Source organism: Vannielia sp. (assembly GCF_029212645.1).
GTDB lineage: Bacteria > Pseudomonadota > Alphaproteobacteria > Rhodobacterales > Rhodobacteraceae > Vannielia.
This window is the reverse complement of the sequence record NZ_JARGND010000093.1, coordinates 1-4,238: the sequence shown is the minus strand read 5'-3', so window position 1 is coordinate 4,238 and position 4,238 is coordinate 1. Positions and strand designations below refer to the sequence as shown.

Genomic DNA, 4,238 nt, shown 5'->3' with positions numbered 1-4,238 from the left:
ACAAAGCTGTCATGATCCGGGGCGCTGCCAAGGGCATCCAGAACCCGGCTGAAAATGCCGCTGTCTCCGGCAACGCTGCCGGTCACATCCAGCGGATTGTTGGCCGAAACAAAGCCGGGCAACGCGTCATTCACCCGGTTTCGGGTGTCATCGTCAAAGGGCGGAACGGCAAAGCCCGCCTCATCCAGATCATCGGCAAGCATAACGCCCGCACCGCCCGATACGCTGATCACCCCAACGTTGGGGCCGCTCGCAGGGGGCTGCATCAGGATCAGCCGCGCCACCGCGACCATTTCTGACAGCGAATTTACCCGGACAATGCCGATCTGGTCGAACAGCGCCTGGTATCGTGCGTCCTCACCCGCCAGCGCCCCGGTGTGCGAGGCCGCCGCCGCCGCGCCGGTTTGGGACCGGCCCGATTTGATCAAAACAATGGGTTTTCCTGCCGAGATCGCGGCCAAGGCGGCATCGCGGAACGCAGGGCCGTCCTTGATATCCTCGATGTAGCAGCCGATCAGCCGCGTATCGGGATCGTTGGCAAGGTGATGGATGGCATCCGATACGTCGATCCCGGCCTCGTTTCCGGTGGCAATCCAGGATGACACACCGATGCCCCGCTGAAAGACCATATCGAGCCAATAGGCCCCCAGCGCCCCGCTTTGCGAAACAAAGCCGAAGCCGCCTTCGATCAGATCGTGATCTTCCATCGCGGTGGTGAAGGACGCGATGACATGGTTGCGGATATTGATGGCGCCAAGGCAGTTCGGCCCCAGCAGCAGCACCCCGGCGTCATGACACATCTGGCCGAGGCGGGCCTGAATCTCGGTGCCCTCTGCCGAATACTCGCCAAAGCCCGACGAAAAGACCACAAACGCCTTCACCCCCGCAGCGATCCCATCGCGCAGGATATCCTCAACCGAGGCAGCGGCGGCGGCAACGATGGCCAGATCAACCGGCGCGCCAATGGCCGAGATCGACGGATAGGCCTGTAGCCCCTGCACGATTTCGGCCTTCGGGTTGATCGGATAGATATCCCCCGCATAGCCTAGCTTTTTCATATAGGCGATGGGCCGCCCGCCAACCTTCATCGGGTTTGACGACGCTCCAACCACCGCAATCGAGCGCGGGTTCAGCAAAACATCCAGGTTCTTGAACGTGGAACTCATAGTCGCGCACTTCCCTTTATGACAGGCTCGCCATCCTGGTTTTCCACCCAGACAGACAGGCCGCCTTCTTCATCCGGCTGGTGCCGGGCGGTCAGATGGTCGTTGATCCGCACAGGTTTGATGAACCGGACATCCAGCTCAGCGCCTGCGCACCGCGCCGCGCCAAAATCGCGCCGCAACGCTTGCCAGATCAGCGCCAGCGACATGGTGCCATGGGCGATCACGCCCTTCATCGGCGTGGTCGCGGCAAACTCCGGGTCTGTGTGGATCGGATTGTAATCATTGGTGATGTCGGCATATTTGCCGATCACCTCAGAGCTAATATCCAGAGAGCCGGGGGTGCCCCCCCCGGCGGGTTTGGTCTGGTCGTTCACGCTGCCCATATCAACCTCATTGCGCCAGAGAACAGGAAATTGCCGGCCTCGTCATGGCTCCGGGTTTCCAGATTTAGCCAGCGGCGGCCCTTGCGCAGCTCCTTGCTGGCACAGGTGATGGTGGTGTTCACCGTCTCCCCCAGCTTGGGCAGCCGCTCCAGCGTAAAGGTCTGCCCCGCATGGACATTGCCCGGTGGACGCGGCGCGATCAGCTCCATGTAGGCGTTCATCACCAAAACCGCGGTCATGCCTTCGGGCATGTCCGGAGCGCAGGCGGCATCGCCGGGGAACAGGGCCGTCCATTTGCCGAACAGTTCGTCGTCAAGCGTGACAGGCGCCGTGCCAAAAACGTGGCCGGGCTGGAAATCGTCGAATGTAATCATGCCGGGCTCCTCTGGACCTGGGGCATCTTGAACCCGTCGTCACCGCGCGGCTCGAACACAACCCGCACCGGATCACCGATTTGCGTGTCGAGCCGGTCTTCACCGATCACGTTCAGCATAAGGCGCACGCCTTCCGCCATATCCACGAGGGCCAGCACATAGGGGAGGTGATCGCGGAACGCCTTGGTCGGCGCGCGGTGAACAACGGAAAAGCTGGCAATCTTGCCGATCCCGCTGCTGTCGCGCCAGGTCAGGTTGGCGGAATGGCAGGTGCCGCAATAGCTGCGCGGAATGGCCTGCCGCGCGCCGCAGTCAGCGCAATGCTGAAGCACCAGCCTGTCTTGCTGCGCGGCCTCCCAATAGGGGCGGGTATCGGCGTTCGGTCTGGGGATGGGAAGGTCCATTTGCGTTACTCCTTTCCCAATACGAGGCTGCAATGCGCTGAAAGGATGCCGCCATCGCCATGCACAAAGGACAGTTGCGCCCCCGGCACCTGGCGGGCGTCGGCTTCGCCGCGCATCTGGTGCACGGCCTCAACGATATGAAACGCGCCGCCTGCTGCGCCGGAGTGTCCGTAGCTCATCAATCCGCCGTGGGTGTTTGTGGGCAAACGTCCGCCCAAAGAAATGTCGCCCGCCAGCGCGGCCTTCCCGGCCTCGCCCTTCTCAAAAAACCCGATGGATTCCAGCTCGGCGAGCAGGGTGATGGTGAAACTGTCGTAAATCTCGGCCACGTCGATGTCTTGTGCGATCACACCCGCCTGGGAAAAGGCCATGGCCGACGAGGCCTTGCAGCCAAAGTCGGTAAGCGACGGGGCGGCCATGATATGCTCATGGGTGTGGCCCTGCCCGCTGCCCAGAACCCGCACAGGGTTACGGGTATCGCGCGCCGCGTCTGCGGCGCTAACAATCACCGCAGCACCGCCATCCGAAATCAGGCAGCAATCGAGCAGGCGCAGCGGCGAGGCGATGACCCGGCTTTCGCTGACATCGGCCAGCGTGAGCGGATCGCGCTTGGTGGCCTTGGGGTGCAGCGCCGCATGTTTGCGGGCCGAAACGGCAATGGCCGAAAGCTCGTCCCGCGTGATGCCGAAACGGTGCAGGTAGGCCTGCGCCACCAGCGCATAAGACGCCGGAACCGACATGCCATAAGGCTGCTCAAACTCGGGGTGGCCCACGGTCGCCAAGGCCGCCACCGCGCCATCACGGGTCATCCCGGTCAGGCGGTTGTCTCCGGTGACACAAAGCACATGGCGGCAGGCCCCGGATTCCACCAGAGCCACGGCATTGGCCAGCATGATGCAGGCCGTCGCCCCACCCGCCTGAATGGCGGTGTTGAAGCTGGGGCTGATCCCGTAATACTCGCTGAAGACGGAACTCAGCATCAGGTGCGGCACGGTCATCGAATAGCCGCACAAGACGCCGTCGATATCCTGCGCCTCCAGCCCGGCATCCTTCAGGGCGGCGTTGGTGGCTTCGGCGTGCAGGCCCAACGCGGTCGATCCGGCCAGCTCACCCATCGCGGTATCGGCAACGCCGGTGATGCGGGCGGTGTGTTGTTTCCGCGACATCAGCGCACCGCGTCTTTTTGGGCCATCTTGTCCCAGTCGAACTCAAGCGGCTTCTTGTCCAGAAAGCGCTGCACCGCGTCCTTGTGATAGTCCGAGGCGAGGCACAGCGTTTGAGCCATCGCTTCCATATCCGCCAGCGCGCGCTGGTCCGTATGAAGCGCCTGGTTGAGGATCACCTTCGCCATCCCCGCCGCCAGCCGCGACGAGCTGTCAAAACGCTTGGCAAAAGCCAGCGCCGCATCCAGCAGCGAGTCCGGCTCATGGATTTCCAGCACGATCCCCATTTCCTTCGCCTCCGCCGCAGAGATCGACCGGGCGGTCATCACCAGCTCCTTGGCGCGGGCCAGCCCCACGATGCGCGGCAGCAGGAAGAAACCGCCCAGATCGGGCACCAGGCCAATCCGTCCGAACACCGCGCAGAACCGTGCGCGCGGGGTGGCCAGAACGAAATCCGCCACCAGCGCAAGGTTGAACCCTGCGCCAAAGGCGGGGCCGTCGACCGCAGCGATCACCGGCAGTTCCAGGTTCGACAGTTCGGTGAACCATGTGTGCAGCTTGGCGATGCGCTCGCGGTTCACGTCAACCGGGCGGTCCTCCTCGCTGAGCGCTTTCAGATCGCCGCCGGAACAGAAGGCGCCGCCGCTACCGGTGATGATCAACGCGCGCAGGTTTCGATCCGCCCGAATGTCTGGCAGCAGGGCCGCGATCTCTTCGCGCATGGCAATGTCCAGGCTGTGCCTGACCT

Annotated in this window: 6 protein-coding genes; all 6 read right to left on the bottom strand. The window is 63.2% G+C overall.

Annotation, left to right across the window (positions count from 1 at the left end; genetic code table 11):
• On the bottom strand, nt 1-1,166 hold a 1,166-nt coding region (locus P1U55_RS15780), incomplete at its 3' end, for a CoA-binding protein (RefSeq protein WP_301048596.1).
• Nucleotides 1,163-1,549 (bottom strand): MaoC family dehydratase, encoded by a 387-nt coding sequence (locus tag P1U55_RS15775; RefSeq protein WP_301048595.1) that lies wholly within the window; start codon nt 1,547-1,549, stop codon nt 1,163-1,165. The genes P1U55_RS15780 and P1U55_RS15775, both read right to left, overlap by 4 nt.
• A complete protein-coding gene (locus tag P1U55_RS15770; RefSeq protein WP_301048594.1) occupies nt 1,537-1,923 on the bottom strand; it encodes a hypothetical protein in 387 nt (128 codons plus the stop codon). Before P1U55_RS15770 ends, P1U55_RS15775 begins: the two co-directional genes overlap by 13 nt.
• Nucleotides 1,920-2,327 carry a Zn-ribbon domain-containing OB-fold protein gene (locus P1U55_RS15765; protein ID WP_301048593.1) on the bottom strand — a complete coding sequence of 136 codons (408 nt, stop codon included), beginning with the start codon at nt 2,325-2,327 and terminating at the stop codon, nt 1,920-1,922. The genes P1U55_RS15770 and P1U55_RS15765 overlap by 4 nt, the downstream gene beginning before the upstream one ends.
• A gap of 5 nt (nt 2,328-2,332) precedes the next feature.
• A complete protein-coding gene (locus P1U55_RS15760) occupies nt 2,333-3,493 on the bottom strand; it encodes a thiolase family protein (protein WP_301048592.1) in 1,161 nt (386 codons plus the stop codon).
• Nucleotides 3,493-4,238: enoyl-CoA hydratase/isomerase family protein (locus P1U55_RS15755; RefSeq protein WP_301048591.1), on the bottom strand; the 746-nt coding region annotated here is incomplete at its 5' end. The genes P1U55_RS15760 and P1U55_RS15755, both read right to left, overlap by 1 nt.